General features: G+C 42.7%; 9 protein-coding genes. All 9 read right to left on the bottom strand.

The features are described 5' to 3' along the window. Positions 1 to 9: 9 nt before the first annotated feature. A complete protein-coding gene (locus tag BUB86_RS02095) occupies positions 10 to 1,965 on the bottom strand; it encodes a RagB/SusD family nutrient uptake outer membrane protein (protein WP_073204556.1) in 1,956 nt (651 codons plus the stop codon). A gap of 18 nt (positions 1,966 to 1,983) precedes the next feature. Further along, complete coding sequence (locus BUB86_RS02090; protein ID WP_073204554.1) at positions 1,984 to 5,145, bottom strand: SusC/RagA family TonB-linked outer membrane protein; 3,162 nt, start codon at positions 5,143 to 5,145, stop codon at positions 1,984 to 1,986. Positions 5,146 to 5,203: 58 nt separating this feature from the next. After that, positions 5,204 to 6,913, bottom strand: a complete 1,710-nt coding sequence (locus tag BUB86_RS02085; protein ID WP_139261306.1) for a hypothetical protein — start codon at positions 6,911 to 6,913, stop codon at positions 5,204 to 5,206. A 157-nt stretch (positions 6,914 to 7,070) separates the two neighbouring features. Further along, complete coding sequence (locus BUB86_RS02080; protein ID WP_073204548.1) at positions 7,071 to 9,650, bottom strand: triple tyrosine motif-containing protein; 2,580 nt, start codon at positions 9,648 to 9,650, stop codon at positions 7,071 to 7,073. A gap of 36 nt (positions 9,651 to 9,686) precedes the next feature. Next, on the bottom strand, positions 9,687 to 11,948 hold the full coding sequence (locus BUB86_RS02075) for a glycoside hydrolase family 2 TIM barrel-domain containing protein (protein ID WP_073204545.1): 2,262 nt from the start codon (positions 11,946 to 11,948) through the stop codon (positions 9,687 to 9,689). Beyond that, positions 11,945 to 16,654: an alginate lyase family protein gene (locus tag BUB86_RS18205; protein WP_081373037.1), complete on the bottom strand. Its 4,710-nt coding sequence runs from the start codon at positions 16,652 to 16,654 to the stop codon at positions 11,945 to 11,947. Before BUB86_RS18205 ends, BUB86_RS02075 begins: the two co-directional genes overlap by 4 nt. Before the next feature lie 14 nt (positions 16,655 to 16,668). Continuing rightward, complete coding sequence (locus BUB86_RS02060; protein WP_139261304.1) at positions 16,669 to 17,268, bottom strand: hypothetical protein; 600 nt, start codon at positions 17,266 to 17,268, stop codon at positions 16,669 to 16,671. Between the two features lie 27 nt (positions 17,269 to 17,295). Then, positions 17,296 to 18,969: a RagB/SusD family nutrient uptake outer membrane protein gene (locus BUB86_RS02055; protein ID WP_175549379.1), complete on the bottom strand. Its 1,674-nt coding sequence runs from the start codon at positions 18,967 to 18,969 to the stop codon at positions 17,296 to 17,298. A gap of 27 nt (positions 18,970 to 18,996) precedes the next feature. Further along, a complete protein-coding gene (locus tag BUB86_RS02050) occupies positions 18,997 to 22,134 on the bottom strand; it encodes a SusC/RagA family TonB-linked outer membrane protein (protein ID WP_073204539.1) in 3,138 nt (1,045 codons plus the stop codon). Between the last annotated feature and the right edge of the window lie 251 nt (positions 22,135 to 22,385).

Genomic DNA, 22,385 nt, shown 5'->3' with positions numbered 1-22,385 from the left:
TCGATTTATTTAGAATCCATCATTGCGTATAATCAAATCGTTCTTATTGATCTCATCATCGCCTATTTGTTTGTAATATTGCGAAGAATAGAACGTACGGCGATAAGAGTTCATAGTTGGTTCATCTGGTAAGAATATATATTTATCCTCATCGAGAACATAATAACAAGAAAGGCAATGAGCTATTGTGTTCTGGAACAAGTCATGATATACTCTCCATCGGCGAAGATCCCAATAGTGCTGGTTCTCAAAACATAACTCACGCACTCGCTCATCGCGGATGTATTGCAAATTCTCATCAACGTTATAAGAATAGGGATATTGCTCTGCATCTATCTCATTAACATTCTGAGCATCAGTCTTATACACATAAGGACGGGCGCCAGCACGGGCGTGCAACTCATTAATATGTGTAATAGCCTCCTGCTTCAGGCTTTCGTTACCACGCAGAGTTCCAAGTTCATAGGCTGCCTCAGCCCAATTACAGAGTACCTCACCATAACGCAAGACTTTCCAATTGGTAGAACTCTGATGCAACTCTTTACCACGACTAGTAGTTGTACCAACATACTTACGGACACCGATACCCATATAGTTCCAACCTTCGTCACCATGATTTGTTACCATGCCATAACGACCATTGATACGCATTCCGTTCAGCATCTCATTATCGCCACCTATGACACGATTCTCATTGGTAAAATCATTACTTCCTCCATAAGGACAACCATCAGCTTGGGTATGATCGCCATAAGTTTTAAAGATACCTGCCTGGAAATCCATCTTTTCACCTGAAACAGGCTCTGTCATCCCAGAGAAGAAGAAAGTTGCGCGAGCACGACCTTCCATCTCATCAGTATTCCATAACTCAGACGGATTATTAAAACGGATTGGTTTTCCATCCTCATCCACAATTGCAGGCATCTGGAATAACTTAGCAGACTCCCAACACCCTTGCAATGCACATCCAACACTCGACGACAGACCTGTACCAAGTGGCATTGTCATTGCATCCCAACTATGGAACAATCCAGTATTACGGTTTCCGCCTGCTTCGAGCGTTGTTACATTACCAAATCGCTTCATAAAGATATCCTCTTCGGTGTCATTGGTCAGTGCTTCGACAAAAGCAGTCTCAGCATCACCCGCCGTATGCAACTTAAAGCCAGCATCATGCAAGAACTTACAAGCATCGTAGGCATATTGATAAAATTCCTCTGCATATTCCTGTGGAATAATCATCAAACCAGCATTTACCGCAGGACCTGTAGTTCCTACCGTCCAACCATAATTTGCACTTGAGGCAGCATAAAGCATCACACGCGACATCAAGGCTGCTGCAGCATAGGCGGTTCCACGGGTTGTACGTTTTTTATCTGTACTACCATGCTCCATGGCATACTTTAAATCGCGATAAATGAACTTATATGTATCATACTCAGTGCTACGAGGCACCTTCAAACTGTCAGAATCAGCTTTTGGATCTTGAGGAGTACTAATAAGAGGTACACCGCCAAAACGTTTTACCAAACCAAAGTAATAGAAAGCACGGATAAAATAACCTTCGGATAACAAAGCTTCATAATCAGCTTCGGTGTAATTCTCACGATAGTTAGGGAATTCTGACAGGAAAGTATTAACATATCGTATTTCTGAATACGGCCAGTAATAACCCGCATCCATATTCTCACCTCGTCCATTACCCTCTAGACATACAGATGACGGACTATTCTTCTGACCTTCCCATGCGTTTCCCTCTTTTTTATAACCTTCGCCTTGATAATAATTAAAATCTTCTATTGGCAAAGAAACATAAACACGCGCGAAATACTGCTGCACACCTACCTCAGACTTAAACAACAGGTTTTCGGCCAAGATGCCCTTAGGCTCAAGTTCCAAATCATTACAAGCAGTTATCAGCGTGCTTACAAGTGCTATAAATAATAGATATTTAATAGTTTTCATATTCTTTTCTTTATTTAATTAGAACTTAAGCGTTGCACCAAAATTAAACGAGCGGTTTACAGGATAGTTATAGAACAAGATGCTTGTTTCGGTACCATTATTGGCTCCACCCTGATGACCGGGTCGCTCTGGATCCATATTCTTGATTCCGGTAATAGTCAGCAGATTATAGGCATTAGCATATACTCTCAAATCTTTTATGCCTACTTTTCCTAACCATTTCTTTGGGAGAGAATAACCAAGTTCCAAAGTTTTAAGACGAATGTAAGAGGTATTCTGTATTCCAGTTGTACCAATGTTGAAACTATGACCTGTTGCGGGATAATATCCAGACACCCATTCTGTATTAGGGTTCCATGGATCATCCGTCAGGTTCTTTGTATGCCAGCGATCCAGATAGATGTCAAGAGCAGCTCCACCATTAAACGGACATACTTCAGTAAATACCTCATCATACAAATTATAGATACCAGCTGATCCCTGCCAGTTCATCGAGAGGTCAATTCCACGCCAATCGGCTGACAATGAGATACCATAATTGAATACAGGAAGATTATAAGTAGCGACTGGATGATTATCATTTCCATCTACCACACCATCGCCATTCCAATCTTTATACCAATAATCTCCTGGTAGAGTTCCTGTACCATAATTAGTACCAATAGTAGTATGTTTCTGTATTTCTTCATAACTAGAAAAACGTCCGCCTTCTTCTATACTAAACCAAATATCCATATTTCGTCCGCTACGGTTCACATCATACCAGTTACTCATAGAATTACTTCCCTGATTGTTGGCACGCGTATCCCAACGATTCTTTGCTGCAGAAATCTGTCCCATAACCTGATAGCCCAGTTCACCGATACGATGACGATGATAGAGACTGATTTCCCAACCAAAAGTGATATCGCTGTTCATATTCTCCAGAGGCAAATCAGCACCGACTGTACCTGGAATTGTCCGGTTGGAACGGTCAAGAAGGCCACTTCTATTGCGCTTAAACACTTCAAAAGTTCCACCAAGGAGTCCATTCCAAAGCTCGAAATCAATACCTGCATTATATAGTTTTGACTTGTACCACGTCAAATCAGGGTTAGGTATCGCAGTTGGGGTGACACCTGTTGTCAACGTACCTTCTGTATAGTACCAACCATAATCATTATTTAGATTATATCCTACCACAGTTGGAGGATATGTTCCTGCAGCACCATCGTCTCCCATTTCGCCATACGACAAACGGAATTTCAAATTCGAAAGGAACGGAATAAGTTTCTTAACGAAACGTTCCTCGCTAGCACGCCAACCAATAAGTACTGACGGGAAGAATCCCCAACGTTTACCATCAGCCCAACGAGAAGAAGCGTCCTCACGGAAAGCGAACTCTGCAAGATACTTTCCTTGATAGTCATAGTTTAAGCGGCCCACCCATGCTCTACGAGTAATATCACCAATGCCAGAACTTGCTCCGGCCATACCATCAGTATCACCGGCAAACAGATACTCTGTTGCTAACAGCATATTGCGTTGGGCTGAAAAGTTGTCCCATGTATTATATTGCTCTTCATAAAGCAGCAAGGCATTAATTTTGTGATCGCCAAATGCACGATTGTAATTAAGCGACAACTGCAAATCTGTAGAATGACTGGGATCTGTCCAACGACGTACATATGATTTTCCAGAATTCTGCGGCAAAGAAACCAGATTGCCTGGTTCGTCCATACCTTTAGTAGGATCATTGAGTCGATAAAGATTATACTCCTTCTGATAATTATGGTTATCTGTTGTGTAATAATCATAGCTGTAAAACGCCTTGGCGCTCAGACCCTTTATATACTTAAAGTCGTATTGTAGAGTCATTGCTCCATTAAAATTATAGCGGCGCTCACGTCTGAAGCCTGAATAATCAGAATCAATCTCTGTCACAGGATTTGCTTCTTCTGTAAAATCAGGGTCTTTTGAAGGATAATCTGTATTACCATTTAAGTATGGACTAGCTGTTGGTCGATAAGTCCACGCTTTCTTGTATACACTCCAAATATCGGTATATGGCTGATTCTTCTCATCCTGATACCCACTTAGTGACACTATTGCTTTAAGACGGTCAGTAATGCGAGCATCAACATTTGAACGGAAGTTCCAACGATTGTAGTTCATCGAATGACTCTTGTAACTACCCATCTGTTTCATATAGCCTACATTAAAAAAATAGTCTATCTTCTGAGAACTACCATTCAAAGACACATTATACTGTTCCTGTGGTGAGGTGCTATCAAACATCTCTTTGGTCCAGTTTGTTCCAGATATACCATGGGATGTATAGTAGAACATATCTTTGTACGACTTCAAGCCATTGCCCAAACGCTGTGGATATGTATTATTACTTAAATTGTTATTGATTTTCTCGTTATAAAGCATAATATGTTCGGCTGCCGATGCTGTTTCTGGCAGATATAGGAATGACTGCAGGCCGTAGTTGGCAGAGAAAGTGATATCAAACTTACCATTCTTCATGCCTGTTCCATGTTTTGTAGTTACCAAGATGACACCATTCGCAGCACGTACACCATAGATGGCTGCTGAAGCATCCTTTAGTACCGACACATTTTCTATCTCGTTGGCATCCATACGCGAAAAATAAGATTGATCGCGAGGAATTCCATCAACAACGATAAGTGGGGCTCCCATACCACGAATATCTATCTTACTATTAAATTCGCCTGGTTGCGAGCTGGACTGAGTAACACGTATGCCAGGAATCTTACCTGCCAGCATATTAACAGTATTCTCGTTTTTAGTAACAGTCATTTCTTTATTACTTATAGAAGCTACGGCACCAGTCAGAGTAGCCTTTTTTTGAGTTCCATAACCTACTACGACTACATCATCGAGCAAATGACTATCTTCTTTAAGAGTTACCTTCAACTTATTCTGCGAGGCAGTAACTACGGCATCCAGATAACCAACAAAAGAAATATTCAGTTTATCTTTTGTTGAGGCCTGAATAGTAAAATGACCACTCATATCTGTTATAGTCGCCTTATCAGTTCCTCTTACACGTATTGTCGCACCAATAACAGGCTCACCAGCATTATCGGTCACAACACCTTGCACCTCACGTTGCTGTGACAATCCTGGTAATGCTGCAAGCATGCATATTATAATAAGAATATACTTTCTCATAATTATATGTAATTAGTGATTAAAAGGAGCAAGGAGCACCTTGCTCCATTCTCGTTGTTTAGCGTGAAGCAGGATCGATAACACCTTCGGCAGCACCACGACGATTAATAAAGAGGAATGCTATACCACCATCGCCATCACCGATGTATCGCTGACCATAAGCATATTCATAGGCAGCACGGGCATGAATACGAAGTCCCCAGCCTGGATATTGTTGACCTGTTGTCATAACTCCGCTCTCAGTAATATCTATACCAATAAGGTCATGCCAGTCTTCATAAGGAATCCAGTCCCATCCACTAATGATTTCACCATTACAATTACCTCCGAACTTCTCAATAAGAGCAGCTTCATCCTCAGGCTTATCGGCTATATTACGGCGATTTGATGAAGTTACTGCCGCACCACCAAGATACCAATAGACACCCTTTGAATACTTTGCATATTTCTTACCAAGATCACCCAAAGCAAGACGGGTGCCATCATGGAAGATAATATCACCCTCTTCCTTCATTTGAACAGAGTATTTACCCCACTGCTCATGCAAGAATGCCTGCGAGCCACCATGCTGCATCGGAACCTGACTATCGTCACCATCATATACAGCAGAGAAAGCTTTCTGTATATCCCAACTATTAGCGCCAGGTGCCCAATAGCCTGATCCATCTTCCGGACAGATTTCCATATGTTCTGATAGATTATTGAAACCACCCTTGAAGCTAACCTCCTTCAGTGGATCTATGAAAATCCAGTTAACCTTCATCTTCACGACACCATCAACCAAAATATTCACCATAAAGCCCTCTTCAAAGTCGCAACCGGGACGACCGGCCAAAGACCAAGAACCATCAGTAGCCAAACTATTCTTTAAAACTTCATTTGCATTACGGGCATTCTCATTTAATTGTTTCGAAGCGCCTGCCACCTCAAAAGTAGCACCAGCAGGTAGACCCGTGAAGAAATCAGCCATATTAAAGTCATCCACCAGATCAGCAGGAATTGTAGCATTCCAATGCCAAGTATCTGTACCCGCAGCCGATTGTGTAACCTCGCTCTTTTGAGCATCAACTACAGATGAAGCGAAGCCATAATCCTCAAGGGACTCTACCACGAAATTATTACTGTTTACTTTAATACGGAAATAGTTAGATATATATGTCTTACCATTCTGCATAATAACCATATTTACGGCATATGTCTTTCCTTCCTCAGCTCCAGTTGCCTGAACAGGAACCATTAACATTTCACCGGTAATACTGGCTCCATCAACAACCTTAAACAGTTCGCTATTTCCACGAGTTCTTAGTTCATGGGCCTCCTGTATATCAATCTGGGCATTATCAAGATTAGCCAATCTTGGGCTCATCTGGAACTGAACATTGATTGTGCTACCATCATATACTTCAATGCCATCTTCAAACTGAGGACTGTAAATCAGCTGACAAGCAGCTGCTGCCTTAGGAATTACATACTGTGTTCCGTTTACGGTAATAATAAAGTTGTTTTCATTCTCAGTCACCGTAACTTCAGATCCACTCTTTGATGGAGGGGTTGTAATAACCTTGCCATCACTCATAGTTAAAGTCCATGAACCATCAGCAGCTTGGGTTGCACTAATAACTGTAGCACCAACTGCTTCGTTAAAGTAACCTTCAATAGCCGTGATACGGGTCTCGAGGTCATCGTTGTCTTTACTACAGGCTGAAAAACTAACACCTGTTAGTATCATTGCTCCAGCAAGGAGCGCATTAAAAAATACTTTTCTCATAATCGATTTTTTGATTTAGTTAATGATAAATGTCGATTTCGGCGGCAAATTTAGTTATTATGTTCTTATGCAGCTCATTATATGGGTCGTTATAAATACATCACCCGCATCTGCCGAATACGTCAGAAGTACGTCAAAAATCACAACTACCTGATTATCAAGAGAATGAATTAATATACTCTATAAGATTTATTTCACGATCAAGATTAAATTTCTTTCGAATTCTATATCGCATCGTTTCTACTCCTCGTACAGAAATATTAAGGAGTGGCGCCATTTCCTTTGTCGAAAGATTCATTTTCAGATATGCACACATTAATCGTTCGCTACCTGACAGGTCTGGATGTTTTTGTGATAGTCTTTGCATAAAATTATTATTTACAAGATCAAATTGTTCTTCAAAACGCTTTAATAACTCGTCGCCTTCCATACTCGACTCTATACTATTGTTTATCATTAGCAATTCGCGCTTACTTTCTGCAGTATTTGTTTTAGATAGTTTCACAGCAACAGTGCGAATACTCTCTTTCAGTGCAAAAAGAGTCTCATTTTTTCTTGCGACACTGATTATCAGATTTGCAATCTCTTGGTTTTTATGTTTTAGCTCCAGATCTATTTTCTCCTTTTCCAATTGCACAATTTCCGTTTTCATTTCCTTGGTCTTTGCTTCTACAGCAAGACTCTGTTTATGCCAAATATAACGACGAATATATTTATAGGCAAAGAATGCGCAGCAGCATAATACGAACAAATAGATAATGTCAGCAATCCATGTGCGGTACCATGGTGGCAGAATTGTAAATGTAATACTATCAACCTTCGTATCACCAGTTGTTTCACATGCTCTTACTTCAAAAGTATAAGTTCCTTCATAAAGGTTGCTGTATTCCTTTGTTGTTGATGCACTGGGAGCCGACCACTCTCCGCCATTCAATCGATACTGGTATGAAACCGATTCGCTTATTGGCGATGTAATTGCGCTAAAGACAAAACGAACAGAATTCCCATCATATCCGATGATTGGATTTGACTTATGCTGAATAAAATTGGCTCGATAAACGACAGAGTCTTTGGGGGTGGTCAGTAACATCTGCTGGATAAGAGTACGCATAGATGGTTGGGGGATATCGGGCTTATATAATATAAAGCCCTCACTACTAGGAATGAGATTAACATACTTGTTAAGTTTCACGATATTACCAGAGGCATCCCATTTATCATACATATCTGCAGGTATCCCCATAAGGGAATCTGCCCATATCTTTCTTTCTGTATGATGATTAATAACTGTCCTATACGAACTATCAAGATTATAGACCTCAGCCGTATTCATATTTCTATTGTAAACTGTAAGCTGTTGTTTTCCAGTCTGTTTAAAATATCGTCCTGACTCATTTATCCCCTTTATCTGTCCCAGCGAACGCCATTGTCCATTATTATTCTCTAATATACATATTCCACTATATAGACCTACAAACATTCTATTACTAGTCCCAGTCTGAGCAACACATGACCAAGCTCCAATTACGTCTGTTATTTTTGTTGCTTTTTTACCATTAACGATAAATATTCCTTTGTCATGAAGACAAAATAGTTCATCATTATGACTATATAGATACCATGCAGGGCCACTTGGGCTTTCCACCTTTTCCAGGCTTAATACCTGACCATTCAGGACATGTTCAACAGAGGTAAAAAACAGACCGCGATCTGTACCAAGATACAAATTGTTTTGAAAGACTTGTGCACAATAACCAATTCCGTACGATAAACCTTTGCCATATAAGTGAGAATATGGTGCTTGAGTAACGATATAGTCAATTCCATAATCCATACCGGCCCAAAGATTACCTACGGCATCAAAATTAACGGAAAGGACAGTGTTGTTTTGTAAGCCATGAGTCTCATTATAGTTTCTGACTTCGCCCGTAGTCATATTCAGCAAGACAACTCCATTATGTATAGTTCCAAGCGCAACTAATTCATTATTTATTGCTGCACAACAAATCACACCCTCTTTCAATAATCTATCTGCGGCTGTTGGCATCGACGTAACCCTACGACCATCGTAATAGAACATACCATCATTTGATGTCGTCACAATCATGCCCTGTTTATATTTGAACATGGAGTTAATGCGCATATGATCCAAGGGAGCACCTCCTGTTATGGGAATAAGTCGTTCACCTGCAACCATACGTACACCATGATCGGTTGCGACATATATGACGCCATCAACAAGTATTGAGGCAAAGATCTTATCTTTCGATTCAATCATGTATGGTTCTTTATTGTGCATAATAAGAATATAATTGTCGCAACGCAGATATAGAACGCCACTCAACTCATATATTTCCCATACATTACCAATCTCACGAAATCTCTTATCAACAGAATCTGACAAGCAATGATACTGAAGTACTCCATTTTGGCCCACCTCAAAATAACCATATTCATTTTCGCCACCAACATATACTCTGTGCTGCTTCGGGAAAACAGCAACTCCCCTTACTTCAGAACGATTATTAAGCAAGTGCCGTTCCCAACTAATACCATCAAAAGATAACAGAGCACGTTCATTAGCGAAGAAAGTCCAATTATCATAGGTAGCAATACGCCATGTAGAATGTCCACTACCATAGTCATCCAGACCATAGTGCATAATAAATGGTACACCAGCCAATGCCTTTAAGCAAAGGCAAAACATACATACAGATACGGTTAAGAATCGTTGCATTTTAGTCTATAATTTAATTTTTCCGGTGCAAAGATACTAAAATACATTTAAATATGCTATAAGATTACCCATTTTTTTATTTTTTACAGATTTCACAGCAACAATACACTTACCCTTTCCTTCTACACGAATGGTTGCTCTCCCGTTAGCAGCCTGTATGCGACGAGAGCCAGTAGCGGTTCCCTGATTCTGATACATGTTGGCATCGCCGATGACTGAGAATTCAAGCCAATCCTTAGCATCAAGACAAGGTATGCCCTGCTTATCGCAGATCTGAGCTGTTACTAATCCATCGGCATAGCTTAAGTTTATTTGGGCAGGAGCCCCCCATTTTTCAGTTTGGTATTCACAAGTAATCTCATCGGTAAGACAGGCCGATACCGCACGGATATAGTTTGTGCCTTTTTTAAGTTTTACGTTCCAGTGGAACCCTTGGGCAGGATAATCTTTTATGTCTCGTTGTTTCTTACCATACGACTGACCATTGACAATTAACTCAACCTCGGTCTGATTGGAGTAAACAAGAATCTCCTTATCTTCATTCTCATCGCCCCAACGGATAGGCCATGTATGCCCATAGATATGAAGCACGGGCTTATTAGACCAATATGATTGGAATACATAATAACTCTCCTTGAGTGTTCCATCACGCTGACAAACACCCTTTTGATTTACATAAGGTATCGGATTATCCGGGCGCAGAGGCGTGCAAAAATCCTTGAATGTCCAGAAGGCCGAGCCGGTAAGATTGTCCATCTGTGCTTGTTCTTTCAGATGCCAATCGTAAAGGCGCACGATATAACTCTCCGACCAGTCGCCGTTACGGTCGGCCGATTCTATATCAAATCCACCTTCTGCATGACGGCCAGCGTGGCTATCGCCACCCCACTCTGCATGCAGTAAGCGAGGATAGCGCTTGATGTCAGTCTCAATCCTTGAACGGTAGTCAGTGAAGTGATGCGCATACCACCCCTCCCAGATCGACGGCGAATAAACATCAACAATATCTGAGCAGAATTCACATCGGCGGATAGATGTAACACGATAAGGATCGAGTTGGTGTGCCAGCTGGTGAAGTGAACCCATCAGACTTCTAACTCCTGCGGTATCTATCTTTGTAGAGAAATCGCCAGGCCAGTCGTTCTCATTTCCTAAGCCCCAAAGAATAACTGAAGGGTGATGCCGATGCTGGTTGATCATGTTAGTCAGCATTCGATGAGCCTGCTGCAGGTAGCGCTCACCGCCCACACCACCACGACACCAAGGAATCTCCTCCCAAACCAAGAGCCCCAAAGAATCGCAAAGTTGCAACACCAAATCACTCTGCTGATAATGGCCTAAGCGAATGAAGTTTGCCCCCATATCTTTTATCTGCTGCATCTCGCGCCGAATCATACTATCAGTCATTGCAGCCCCAACGCCTGCATGATCTTCATGACGGTGAGTACCATTCAACAACAGTCGTCTGCCATTAAGATAGAAAGGCCCATGTTCCTTGAATTCATATGTACGCAGACCGAAGCGTTTCTCCATACGCTGTTCGCCATAGGTGATACGAGCCGTATAGAGTTGTGGATGCTCAACATCCCAGAGCATCGGCTTCTTGATAGTGATGGGCTGACTATTATTGCCTTTGAAAACACATTTACCATTAGGAGCTATAATTTCTACATTTAATAGATGTGTCGGATCGATTGTTACTTTATTTCCCCAAACATCTATTCGCACATCATCTAGATAATCCTTTGGCATATACAGCAGGTTGACATGGCGATATAATCCACCATAGAGGCAGAAGTCCGATAAATCAGAAGGAATCATCTCTACATCACGACTATTATCGCAACGAACTGCGATGGGCAGTTTTCCATTACCAAAACGAGTGATATCAACCGTCCAACGATCATAGCCACCCACATGCGAACCAACCAGTGTGGTGTCGGCATATACGCGGGTCTTCTGTCCTGCGCCCTCAAACTCCAACAGCGTATGTCCACTGGGATAAGGATTATTGATGGTCAGAGTGGTGCGATACCAGGCTGGCCCCTGATAGTAGTTTACATCAGGATCTACACCGTCCTCGGCATTATAACAATGCGGCAATGACACATTCTGCCACAAAGGAACGCTTTCAGGCTTACCTTGCTGTACTGGTCGCAGCACCTCCCATACGTTAGCCATATCCTGACGAATGAACTGCCAATCATTATCTACACACGTTTTAACCTGTGCGGTGACAGGAATTGTCACAACACAGGTAAACAAAAAGAGCAGAGAAGATTTATTCAAATAACTCATAACTTTCGAATTTTCACGGCCGACAAACAACCTTTAGGAGCAAATGACATCAATAGATAGCCGTCGGTATTATTAACAATGTATCTACGACGAGTGGCAGAAAATGACTGCGAGAACGTCCAACTAGTTTCTATAGGCTTACCATTAACAACTATAGAAAACCCTCCTAATGATGAGGAAGTTTGTTCTTTTCTATCCAACAGATAGGCACTTGAAGTCTGTGGCTTGTGAATTTCTGCAGAAAGCAATTCTATTTCATATCTACCTTTTGGAACATCGAAACGATAGGCCTCCATCTCATCACGCATAGTCTGATATAATGGTCCATCAGCAGTTTGGCTGATTTCGTTCTGAGTCTGAATAGCCTTTCCGTCTATATATCCCCAGCTACCTTCAGTATACGGTTGATCAGGCAGCCATGTTACTCCAGACTTATCAGATTGATAATAGCAACTACTACCTAGATTAACAGCGATTTCACCTTCAGGTTGTTGATAGCTTACTGTTATCACATCTTCACAGGCAGCAGTAACTGCACGCAAAACATTCTTTCCATCAGCTAAGTCCACATCGAAAACTGCCACGCAATTATCTACTTTCTTTTTGCCTAACGGTTTGCCATTATGAATCAGTTCTACAACAGACTGATTAGAGTACACTTTTACATGCATCTTTCTATACATCGATACACGCTCAGCCCAATCACGGACGGCGATATGTACAACTGGCTTCTTAATCCAATTAGCCTGGAAGTAATAATATACATCCTTAGGCTGACGACTATTTGTTACTAGACCTTTATTATTGATGCGTGGCATCGACTCATCGCGATTAGCCGATGCAAAATCGATAAAGTTCCAATAAGCAGCACCGCTAACATAGGGTGTCTGCTCTATCACAGGCAGATAATGCTCCACATAACGCTGCTGGTATTCCATGGAGAAATCAAAGGCCGCATCGTTAGAAGGATTGTGCAGACGAAGATCACTACCCGCACCATACTCGCTGACAATGATAGGATGAGTAGGATGCTCACGATGCTGACGCTCCAGGAAACGCTCAAAATCCTTTAAATCAGAACCATACCAACCTTGATACAAGTTCCAGCCAATGACTTGTGGAATGTCACTCAAGCCACGTTTATTGTAATCGTTACTACCATGAAAAGCCATCACACTCATTCGAGTGGAATCCTCCTCATGCACAATCTTCTCTAACCTGCGAGCCAAATCCAGCGTACGCATAACTGCAGAATCGAGTGCAACATCTTTGTACTTACGCTGAGTCTGAAGCAAAATCTCGTTCATATAGCCCCAAAAAATCACAGAAGTGTGACTTTTATGTTGTCTGATCATCTCACGTAACTGACTCTCACAGTTCTTGGTAAAAACATCACCTGCTGGCACATAATCCACAACAGGAATTTCCTCCCATACCAACATACCCTGCCTATCGCACATTTCCAAAATAGCCTCATCCTGCGGATAATGAGCCAATCGAACAAAGTTCACCCCCATATCCTTCATCAACTTGAAGTCGCGACGGTGCTGATCATCATCAAGGGCAATGCCATATGGTTTCTGATCTTGATGGATACATACTCCATGAAGTTTGTATGGCTTACCATTCAACATGAATCCACGTTCAGCATCAAAAGCATACCAACGAACACCCACGTAGCGCTCTTGTCGGTCGAACTCACAGTTTCCTGTCCTACTCTCTAAGGTTGTTATTACCTTATATAAATAAGGTGATTCTGGCGACCACAACTTGGGGTTCTTGGGCAGTGACAAGACCAATCGGGTATTGTCATCAGCATTCTGCACCTGATGAGCCAATATGTTTCCTTCAGCATCCATCAACAAACTTCTTACCACACAACCTTCAGCATCTGCTACTCTACAGTCGACAGTTACACGGCATGTATCTGCTGTTACAGACACGCCATCAACCACATCAAAATGTTTTGATGCCTTTTCTATAAACCATACATCACGATAGATGCCACCCATAAATGTAAAATCTGCAGAAACGGGAGCAATAGTATCATCCGTATTAGACACCTTTATCTGTAATACGTTATTGCCTTCAAGCAGAAAAGGAGACAGGTCGAAAGCAAAAGCTGTATAACCACCCACATGCCGGCCAACCACCTTCCCATTCAGTAACACCTCGGTCCACTTAAATGCCGCATCTATCTTCAGCCATGTCTTACAGTCTTTCTTTTTCCACTTAAACTGTCGCTCATAAGTAAGACACCCCTTGAGGTAATCTTTCTTTGTATATGCATCGGCATTCCATGTATGCGGCAAATTGACTGGCTGGCCTTCAAACGTCCACCCATCATTGATTGTCATACTATTGTCACCCGTAAAAGGCTGCACAGCATCATCCACCATTTTAGAACGATGCAATGCCTCAAGGTAATAATAGTCAGCATAATTAATGGGAACATCTATCTCATCGTGGGCAGGATAGTTTCCTGTAGAATGGAGCAGAATAAAACCTTGTGCCGTTGTAGAAGGTGCCTGATAATGAGTCGCAAGCGATGATAGTATCTTATCAGCAATGCGTCGATATTCTTTTGACAACTCCACATCAGAGTAAGCAGCCAATTCGTAAAGTCCCGAAGCAAAGACAGCTGCAGCCGAAGCATCACGAGGCGCATTGGGAATAGCTGGATCGCGCATATCCCAATAAGGAATCAAGTCATCAGGCATATCTTTCTGTGAGAAGAAGAATTTTGCAATCTTCTGTGCTCGTTTCAGATAAGCCTCGTCGTGCGTATAGCGATAACACATGGTGAATCCATATAATCCCCAAGCCTGACCACGACTCCAAACCGACTCATCAAACAAGCCCTGATGGGTAATGCGTTTGATGACGGTCCCATCGTCGGGGTTATAATCTACCACATGATAAGAAGAGCCATCCTCACGGAAGTGATTGGCCAGCGTAGTATTGGCATGACTCACAGCCATCTGATAATACCGGTTATCGTTAGTCAGTCTCGATGCCTCAAATAGCAGTTCGAGATTAATCATATTATCAATGATAACAGCATATTTCCAACGGTCGGGTGTGCCCCAACTCCAACTGCGTATACACCCCACCTTTTCATTGAAACGTGTAGCAAGGCTTTGGGCCGACTGGACGATAACATCGCGATACGATTCATCACCTGTCAACTGCCAGCCTTTTCCAAAAGAGGTATACATCATGAAGCCAAGGTCGTGAGTACCAGTATGCCTCTTTACGTTCTCAATCATCCATGTATTTGATGCAGCCTGCTTACTCCAAAAAGGATCGTTAGTATATTGATACATCTGCCAGAGTTCACCAGGGAAGAATCCCGAGCACCAATCGTACATGCCGACTAACCGAAGTGAGCCATCCTTTTCTACACAGCGTGGCATGATTTTCGATTTATCCTTGGCAGCCTTCCTAGCTATCTCAGTGTTCTTTAATAAGCATCTTAACTGTGTATCGGCAGCTGCATAAGCATGATCAATGTTATCGGGATGATAATACAACAGGAAGAAGCGGTCGGAAAAGCGTTTGACCATATTCGTCTGCGCCTGTTTCAGATAATCGACTCGATTTGAATCGAGCAACCAAAGGCGATAAAGATCATACGACAACAGATTCTGCTTGTTTTCCCAATCGCTGATTTGCTGATATGGCCATGTTTCGACTTTCTTTCCAAGATAGTCAGCCAGGAAATCGGCAGCTTTCTCTAACAATGAGAGAGCGTCAGGATGCAATTCATAATGAGCTGAACGAGCAATCTGAAACACATCGATGATATGAGTCAGGTTATACTGGGAATAGCCAAAAGCAAGGGTGCGTCTCAGTTCACGGGGTTGTTTGCCATCGGGTTCTATCTGTGCTATCAAACGTTTATGATAGAACTCACCAAGAAATTGGTTCATAACCTTGGTATTACCTACATATTTGGCATAAGCAATAACCTGCACATCGTGTGCTGTTGAGTGGTTGTTCAATTGCTGTCCCTCTTCTATTCCCTGATCACTGGTAAGTATCCAATTCAGAAACTGCGAGAACCACAGTTTCAGCGCCTTGGAATCTTTGGAAGTAAACGATTTTGAATGCTCTAATAACTGTACAGCATCAAGCATTTCAACAAACGAGTATCCGTCGATAACGCCATAACAGCGACCTTTTCCACCGAACTTACCGGGAATTGTCTGAGCATAGTTCAGATTAGGGTTCATACGAGTGGCCTTATTGATGAACCAAACACGTAACTGTTCTACTGCTTTCTGGGCATAGCGTTCATCATTACTGAAGTACCACGCCAATGAAAGCGTTGTTACGTTATTGGCCATCTGTGCCAAACGAGGGCGATCAAACTCCTCCAACTCAGGATTCGACACACCATCACGTACGATATAAGGCAAGCCATCGGGCTCTGACGGATCAGGCCAATAGTAGCGCGACAGACTCATATAGTCATGCCTGTCGCCACTAACAGCCACTTTCTTTTTCATCATCACCGACACTGGTTCTGCCTGCATCAGCCAATCAGCCTCACGTGTCAGTTGGTGATATGCCGTAGCATAGGCAGGCTGTTCCAGGCAGGTTTTAACGTGAGCAAGGTGCGCGCCGTCCCAAAGGGACTGCGCACCTGCCTTCACTACTAATAATAAAACTAACTGTATGAATACAACTAACCTATATTTCATATATAACCAAAATATTACTTAATAGTAACTTTTACTTTGTAGTTCTGTGTAAAACAATGAACCTCGTACTGACTGTTGATATTGTTTGGCGTATAAATCACGCCGTCAGTCGAACCGTTCGAGATTCTCACCTTTCCATCGGCATCAACATCCTTAGGATCGTAGGTTGATACAGTGACATCACCCTTAGCCCCATTCAAAGCTTTGAAGTAGATGCTCTGTATCCGATGATTATCAGTAACATCACTTCCTGTGAGTTGCCACTTCATTGTAAATGCTCCCTTGGCATCTTGTTGCAGAGCATTGCCGTTGGCATCAACAATCTGGAAATCGGTTCCCAATGTCAGACTAGAATCCACATAATAGAAAGCCTCTGCATCGAAAGAGCGCGAGCCTGCGCACCAAAACTGAACAGGAATATCAAGCGTTTCACCTTGAGTTACAGTATAAGTCACACCATTGTTTAATCGGCCCCAATCCTGGAATCCGAAATAGAATACATTTTCTGTCTCTGGATTGTCATTGCCCCACGCATCATCGCTACATGAAGACATCGACATGACAAAGGTCACAATGCTAAGCATACAAGCTATCTGATAAATTATCTTTTTCATATGACGTTCTTTTTCAGTTGTTATTGTTTACCATCCTGGATTCTGAATTACGTTACCCTCTGAGGTCGCGATCTCATAAGTAGGAATGGGATAGAAATAGTCTCTTGCAGGATTGAATGAGCGAGTATCGGCCTCCTCAATCACATAGATGTCGGCCTGATCGCAAACCTTCTTTCCTTTATACATACCACCTTCTGTGGTCAATCGGCTCTGCAAGTCCTCACGCTGAGCACTGGTATCATCCTCGTTATACTTCAATCCGAGCATGGTAACTGGCAGTACCTTCTCTGCAATCTTCCAACGGATAATATCGTTGTAACGCAATCCCTCGTCTATAAACTCAACCAAGCGTTCACGACGTATCTCATCAAGGATATTCAAGCCATTCTGTTGGGCAAAACTATTTGTAAGTTTAGCAGTGAAACCGCTACGGGCGCGAACAGCATTCACAGTGAGATCCAACTTTTCATCGGTGATGCTTCCATTCAACTCATAAAGAGCCTCAGCGTATGAGAGCAGTACTTCAGCATAACGTATAACCATCTTATCAACAGTCTCGCGGCTATTTGTGGTCCATTCATCAAGCATAAAGCCCTTCTTCAAGCCATAGCCGTTGCCATGCTGATTATTAAATGGAGTATAACCACCCTTATAAGCCTCCTCGTCCTTATGATAGATAGTCATGGCCAGACGTGGGTCACGATTCTCAAACACATCATCATAATGTGTTTCCGGAATCATAGCCAGCGTACTCTTCTCACGAGGCAAGCCATCGGTATAGAGATACTGATCGATAGTTTGGCGCGTAATACTTACACCGTTCTCCATCTGACGTGAGTTACCGTGTGAGATAGTTGCACCTGCGCCATTTGGACCATAAACCTTCACAAATACATTCTCCTTATTCTGACGACCTTCGCCATCAAAATAGAACAACTTCTGATAATCGGGGTAAAGGGCATGCTTGCCACTATTGATGATACGCTCTGCTGCATCAACAGCTATCTTAAGATGAGCTTTGGAATCACTGCCCAAACCGTGATACCTAGAGAATGTGCCCTCATAGAGACCAATACGCATCATCAGAGCACGTGCAGCTGACTTTGACACACGTCCCCAATCGGCATCGCTGCTCACATTATCTATCTCTGGCAACCATTCCTCAGCAAAGCGCAAATCGCTATAACACTGTTGGATAACCTCTTCGCGTGGTGTACGAGCCATCATGATATCAGGATCGCTTGTAGAGTCAAAAGCTTTCAGTATTAAGGGAACATCGCCATATTTCTTCACAAGATCAAAGAAGTGGAAAGCACGGAAAAAGAAAGCCTCTGCCAACCAACGGTTCTTCTGAGCATCGGTAAGTGGTGCGTTTCCACCCTTGGTTATGATATTATTGCATACACCTATTTTATTATAAGGGTTCGACCAATCGCCTGATGTTGAAGGCAGACTCCAGTTACCACTGGATGTGCCATTAGCCGAGGTACCAATAATGTCATCAGCACGGCGATCATGATCGAAACCTGGCAGATCGACATATAGTTTATTGCAAGCACCACGAAGGTCGGTCTCGCTCTGCCAGAATGTATTATCGGCAAGTGTTGTTTCAGGAAGACGATCCAGTTCACATCCTGTAAACAGCATCAAACCACAGAAAGCTCCTGTAACATATATTGATTTTATGATATTCTTTCTCATAACTCTTAATTCTAAATTCTTATTTAATTACAGTGTCACATTCACGCCAAAGGCCCAAGTACGGAAGAAGGGATAGTAGTTACGGCCTACGTTGTTACCCGATTCTGGGTCGAACACCTTCAGTATGTCAGAGTGTTCCCACACATCATTACCACTGACATATACACGCAACTTCTGGATGAAACGGTTAGAGACAGGGACGGTATATCCCAGAGTAATGTTCTTGAGTCGCAGATAAGCAGCATTCTGTACCCACTTGTCTGATGGCTGGAAGTTGAACATATCGCCATTATAGTTGTAGAGACGTGGCCAGTAAGCATCCTGGTTATCCTCTGTCCAATAGTCGCGATGGATGGTCCAAGGCATCTGATAAGTACGTCCAAATGGGGCGATGGCCTCAGTATTAATCAGCAACTTACGTTTGCCAACGCCCTGGAACATCATTGAGAAGTCGAAGCCTTTCCACTGAGCAGAGAGGCTCATACCATAAAGATAGCGTCCATTTGAATTGCCAAGATATACAAGGTCGCCATGATTCTCCTTGGTTCCATCGCCAGCACCAACCTGATGCCCTATGTTACCATCCTTATCAGGCAATGTAAGGTAACGCACATCGCCGCCACCGACTTTACCATCGCTAAATGACTTGTAACCAGGATTAGCTTCCTTATACTGCTGATACTCCTCGCGACTGCTCCAATAACCATCGGTCTTGTAACCCCAAATGGTATTCAAGGCATAACCCTCAAGCAGACCTACTGTTCCCGCAGAGATGACATCGGCACCATCGTACTCCACCAGTTTGTTCTGTGAGTCAGAGATATTGAACGCAACCTGATAGCTGAAGTCACCAATACGGTCGTTCCACTTCACCTCGAACTCCCATCCCCAAGTCTTCAGCTTTCCTACATTCACCGCAGGTACACCAATACCAATGGTGTGAGGCAGTTGGAGGTTTGACAGCATATCGTTGTTATACTTCCAATAGTAGTCGAAAGAGGCATTCAGGCGACTATTGAGGAATCCGAGATCAATACCAACGTTAGTGGTCTCAATTGTTTCCCAAGTCTTATCCTTAGATGCCAACTGACTCTGATAATAAGATTTCTCACCCATATAAACAGTGCTCTGCGAGATGGTTGGGATGTAGTCGTAAAGACCCAAGATTGCACCATTACCAAGCTGTCCCCATGAAGCGCGCAATTTCAGATTGCTGACCCAGTCAAACTTAAACCAGTTTTCCTGACTGATACGCCATGCTGCAGACACAGAAGGGAATGCCTTCCAACGTTTCTCAGGAGCCAGACGTGAAGATCCATCATAACGGATATTGGCCTCAAACAGATAACGATCGGCATAGTTGTAGTTCAAGCGTCCGAAATAAGACATCATTGACCAAGGAGCGATGTTATCACTCAGCGAGGTATTGGTAGCCTCAGCTGCATCGTAATAGTTAAATGAGTAGAAATCGTTTGAGTTCATGTTCTTAGCTGTCGCAGAAAACTCATCCTTACGATAGTTCTCGTATGATGTACCAGCCAATAGTTTGATGTTGTGTTTCTTTATATCGAATTCGTAGTTTGCTGTTGCCTCAAACAGATCATGGTAATCATTATTCTTAATACGATACAGAGAGTTAGGATCGTTGTACGATTGACGTACATTATTGCCTGTCATACCATACCACACCAGATAGTGGCGCTCGGTTCTTCCTGTATAGTAACCTGCTCTGCGACTAGCACTCAGGTTCACACGCAGACCTTTCAACAGGTTCTTGATAGTCAGATCGCCTTTACCAACAAATGTTTCATAAAGAGTCTCTGACACACCGCCCTCCTTCATCACCTGAATAGGATTGAACTGCAGGTCGCCATTATAAGGATTGACATCATAGTTCACATCCTCAGTTGGATTATAAATAAGCTGACGAGCACGTGAACCATAAAGGTTATTCAGGATGTTACCAGCACCAGCAGATGGAGAGTTATTCTTCTTTGACTGATACTGCAAGTTTACGCCTACAGCTACATATTTATTAAGCTCAGCATTAATCTTAGCATGCAAGTTCACACGGGTATTATCATTCTTACCATATTTCAGCATACCATTCTTGTAGAAATAGTTACCAGAGATGAGGTAATTGATACTCTTAGTACCGCCTGAAACAGAGAGACTATGGTTTGTCTGATCAGAGTGATTGCGTGTTCCTTCGTCAACCCAGTTGGTGGCTGAGAACTCATCCCAACGACCATTGGTATTGTTAGGGCGATAATTAAAGTTACGATTGCCTACCCAACTTGATTGCTCTGGATTCCACTCGGGCTTTCCGCCCTGGTTAACACGTCCGATATTAATCCACTCCTGCTCTTCCCATGCGGGCAAGCGTTTTGGCATATTGCCAGGCAGGTTAGTGGCATAATATCCACTATAATTGATTCTTGGTTTACCTTCACCACCATTCTTTGTAGTTACCAGTACTACGCCAGCAGCAGCTCGGGCACCATAGATGGCACAAGCAGAAGCATCCTTCAACACAGAGATACTCTCTATGTCATCGGCATTCAGCAACGACAGATCGCCCTCGACACCATCAATTAATACTAGGGTAGAAGTAGAGTTGACAGATGAGAAACCACGAATACGCATGCCACTAGTTTCACTACCGGGCTCACCACTGCTACGCAGTACAGCTACACCAGGCAATTCACCCTGCATGGCATCCAGCACGTTACTTGATGGTTTTGCAGCCAGTTTCTCGCCATCGACAGCCGACACAGCTCCCGAGAGATTCACCTTCTTCTGTGTGCCATAGCCCACAACCACAATCTCACTCAGTGTCTTGTCGTCTTCGCTCATCAGAATCTCACCATGCGCCTTGGCTACCGGTAACGACTGACTCTTGTAACCGATAAACGAAAACTGGATGGTGGCACTGGCTTTTACACCCGACAGTGTAAAATGGCCATCGAAATCGGTAACGGTACCATTCGATGTTCCTTGCACCAGCACACTTACACCTATCATCGGCTCGTGCGTGCTCTTATCCAGCACGGTGCCTTTGATAGTCTGGGGGCTTTGTGCCCAAGCACCTACTCCCATGAGTAACAACATACAGCTCACCAGTAGCAGCTGTACGCTTCTTGTTGACAATGTTTTTTTTCTCATATAAAAACAGGTATTTAGTTTGATAATAAAAAAATTGATGGCGCAAAATTACGTCTTATCTGCACTCGCCACAAACTTTCGGCCACATCTTGATTACTACAAACCTGCAAAAGCACTACATCATCTGTTTCTCAGCAAAATCCTATTCAACTATGTATCAAGCTGTTACAAAAGTAAATCACTACATCAGCCCCCATCATTATTTTCTCACATATTATTGCACGATTCAATAATTATGCTTATCTTTGCCG

The organism is Xylanibacter ruminicola (assembly GCF_900142525.1).
GTDB lineage: Bacteria > Bacteroidota > Bacteroidia > Bacteroidales > Bacteroidaceae > Prevotella > Prevotella ruminicola_A.
This window is presented reverse-complemented; position numbering and strand designations above follow the sequence as displayed.

Bases quoted from the DNA above. Each gene is read 5' to 3' on its own strand.
- BUB86_RS02060 (WP_139261304.1), bottom strand. From the start codon at position 17,268: ATGAAAAAGATAATTTATCAGATAGCTTGTATGCTTAGCATTGTGACC.
- BUB86_RS18205 (WP_081373037.1), bottom strand. From the start codon at position 16,654: ATGAAATATAGGTTAGTTGTATTCATACAGTTAGTTTTATTATTAGTA.
- BUB86_RS02050 (WP_073204539.1), bottom strand. From the start codon at position 22,134: ATGAGAAAAAAAACATTGTCAACAAGAAGCGTACAGCTGCTACTGGTG.
- BUB86_RS02085 (WP_139261306.1), bottom strand. From the start codon at position 6,913: ATGAGAAAAGTATTTTTTAATGCGCTCCTTGCTGGAGCAATGATACTA.
- BUB86_RS02080 (WP_073204548.1), bottom strand. From the start codon at position 9,650: ATGCAACGATTCTTAACCGTATCTGTATGTATGTTTTGCCTTTGCTTA.
- BUB86_RS02095 (WP_073204556.1), bottom strand. From the start codon at position 1,965: ATGAAAACTATTAAATATCTATTATTTATAGCACTTGTAAGCACGCTG.
- BUB86_RS02090 (WP_073204554.1), bottom strand. From the start codon at position 5,145: ATGAGAAAGTATATTCTTATTATAATATGCATGCTTGCAGCATTACCA.
- BUB86_RS02075 (WP_073204545.1), bottom strand. From the start codon at position 11,948: ATGAGTTATTTGAATAAATCTTCTCTGCTCTTTTTGTTTACCTGTGTT.
- BUB86_RS02055 (WP_175549379.1), bottom strand. From the start codon at position 18,969: ATGAGAAAGAATATCATAAAATCAATATATGTTACAGGAGCTTTCTGT.